Origin of the sequence: Crenobacter oryzisoli (assembly GCF_030385785.1) — a bacterium.
In the GTDB taxonomy this organism is placed as follows: Bacteria; Pseudomonadota; Gammaproteobacteria; order Burkholderiales; family Chromobacteriaceae; genus Crenobacter_A; species Crenobacter_A oryzisoli.
The window spans coordinates 1-2,780 of record NZ_JAUEDK010000101.1; the positions used below are offsets into that span (position 1 = coordinate 1).

General features: G+C 56.7%; 2 protein-coding genes and 1 pseudogene. 1 reads left to right on the plus strand and 2 read right to left on the minus strand.

The features are described from left to right. Positions 1–295 (minus strand): helix-turn-helix domain-containing protein (locus QU481_RS23560; protein ID WP_289828410.1); only part of this gene is annotated, 295 nt, incomplete at its 3' end. 423 nt (positions 296–718) lie between these two features. Here QU481_RS23560 and QU481_RS23565 point away from each other — a divergent pair. Further along, the gene (locus tag QU481_RS23565) at positions 719–1,342 is read left to right on the plus strand and encodes a transposase (protein WP_435382757.1); all 624 of its coding nucleotides are present in this window, start codon (positions 719–721) and stop codon (positions 1,340–1,342) included. Positions 1,343–1,636: 294 nt separating this feature from the next. Here the strand turns inward: QU481_RS23565 and QU481_RS23570 are convergent. Then, positions 1,637–2,689, minus strand: a pseudogene (locus QU481_RS23570) (IS110 family RNA-guided transposase). Positions 2,690–2,780: the final 91 nt, after the last annotated feature.

Consider the following 2,780-nt stretch of genomic DNA (forward strand, 5'->3'; position numbering starts at 1 on the left):
ACTCGAACTTGAACTGCTGCGGCGTATTGTCTTTCACCGCCTTGGCCAGCCAGCTCATCTCATCGGCCGTCACCTTCGGTGGACGCCCCGGGATCGGCTTGGCCAGCAGGGCGTTTTGGCCGCCATTGGCAAAGTCTGCTAACCAGCGAAACACCGTGCGCGGGTTGACACCGTAGGCGGCTGCTACGCTTTGCACCGATTGGCCCTCTCGAATCGCCTTGACGGCTTGCTGGCGCATGACCTGGAGGGTGTGGTGGTCAATCCCGCGGGCGTCAGAGTTTCGTTTGCATTTCATGAAGAAAATTATCACATGAAATGGCATTACTTTCTAAAAGGTTAGTAAGTGCCGATATCTATTCGGCATCCAAAAAACCGGGCATCAGTACAAATGGCAGGTGTGAGGTTATCCTAGTCGGTTAGTCAGATGGCATGATGTGCGGGTTCGGTTGAGCTGGAAGATGGCGTAGTGAAATGGCTCGATAGTCGTGCGGACGGTGCGTGGAATGTTGAGCGTGAAGGCTTGGCGTAGCGTTACCGTCGTCTGCATGACCTGACTCTTTGGGGCGAGGCTGCTGGTCTGGGGTTGGCAAGAGGTGAAGTGAGTTGGGTGTGTTGGAAGTGTGTGACTAAGCTCGAGGGCTGCGGGTTCACTCTTGGGCACCTCGAAAAACCCCAGCTCGTGGCATGATGGCATCATGACTCATCGGAGCGTTCGAGCATGATCAAGAACAGCCTGTTTGCCGGACAAGAACGGGAAGCCAAGCTCGACAAGCTCGGGGATGTGCTGCGTATCCTGCAGGAACATGTCGACTTTGCCGCCCTGGCCGCCGAGATCGACCGTGCCGCCCCTCGTCCCAACCGAGAGCGTGGTGGGCGTCCCCCGTTCCCTACTGAACTGATGGTGCGGGTCTTGCTGATTCAGCAACTGTTCAACCTCAGCGACGAACAGATGGAGTTTCAACTGCTCGACCGCCTGAGCTTTCAGCGTTTCGTTGGTTTGCGTGACAGCAGTCAGATTCCGGACCGCACCACGATCTGGCTCTTCAAGGAGCGCCTGATCGCCGCCAATGCCAGCGACACCCTCTTTGCTGCGGTCAATCGGCAGCTCAACCAGCACGGCTATCTCGCCCGTGGTGGCCAGATGATCGATGCCAGCATCGTCCCCGTGCCGCGTCAGGGCATGACTGCCGAGGAGAAAGCGCTAGTTCAGCAGCAGGCCACTCCGGCCGAGTGGTCGCCAGCCAAGCGCCGGCAGAAAGACATCCATGCCAAGTGGACCAAGAAGCATATATGGTCGCCCCTGTATGCCAAGCCCTCAATCATGATGGTTAAGATAGGTTGAGATTGCAGTCATATATTCGTACATGGACGCCCCAAATTTGCCAAGCGCTCATTTCATGGTGGCTCGAAGGTAGAGATTGCAGCCGTACATGCGGATTTTCAGCGGTAGCGACGTCGCTACCCATCCCTGATGGAATCTGCTGGTTGGGGCCCCAATCGGACTGACGCACTTGATGTGCTCCGGATATAGCGGGCTCTGCCAACCACGGTCTAACCTGTTTCGCCATCACTCGTTGATCGCCTGAGCAATCGGTGGGTTGAATCTCCTGCAGATGTTGAACTTTCCTCTCCCTGCTCACGCGGACTGTCCATCAGGGCTGTAATCAACCTGGTAGGTTCGGTCATGGGCCAGTAGCGCCCACGCAATGCGCGCATTCTTGTTGGCGAGCGCGACTACTGCGATGTTGACGCATCTTCGCTGCTGCAATCGCTGCAACCAGTTGTCCTGGCTCACCTTGCCTTCCTTTTGCGTCTTGCGTTGCATGGCGAAGAGAACCGCACGAGCACCGTGAATCAGCAACGTGCGTAGATAGGTGTCGCCTCGTTTGCTGATGCCGAGCAGCGTCGCTTTCCCTCCGCTGGAGTGCTGTTTGGGAACCAGCCCCAGCCAGGCCGCCACTTGCCGCCCATTCTCAAAGCTTTTTGCATCCCCGATCGAAGCGACCAATGCGGTGGCCGTGATGGGGCCGATTCCTGGAATCTCGGCCAACTGACGGCTCGCCGTACAGTCACGGTGCCATTGTTGAATCTGGAACTCGACCTCTCCGACCTGACGGTCAAGCTCTTTCAAGTGGTCGAGCAGGCGCCCCACCAACTGGCGGAAGGTGGCGGGCAATTCGTTGCTCGTCTCTTCCAATAACGCTGGGATGCGCTGTGGTAGATGTCAGATACCTTGAGGAATGATCAGCCCGAATTCGGCCAGCAAGCCACGAATCTGATTTGCCTGTGCCGTCCGGGCCTTCACGAATCCTTGCCGAACTCGATGTAATGCCAACACCGCTTGCTGCTCCATGCTTTTGACCGGAACGTAGCGCATATTTGGTCGAGCCACGGCTTCACAGATGGCCTCGGCATCGGCCATATCGTTCTTGTTGGTCTTTACGTAAGGCTTCACGAACTGGGGCGCCATCAAGCGTACCGTGTGGCCCAAGCTCCGCAGCTTCCGTGCCCAGTGATGAGCACTGCCACAAGCTTCCATGCCAATCAGGCAGGGAGGCAGATTCGCAAAGAAGCTTGCCATCTGGTCACGTTTAAGTAGCTTCTTGAGAACAGTCCTGCCTTGTTCATTGACCCCATGAACCTGAAACAGATTCTTCGCCAGATCGATACCAACTGTCGTAATGTTCATAGTGGACGCCCCTTCCATTCGAGTGGTGGATGACGCTTCCACTCTGGCACACCGATGCCGCTACTGGGTGGGGCGTCCATTTCATTGGACT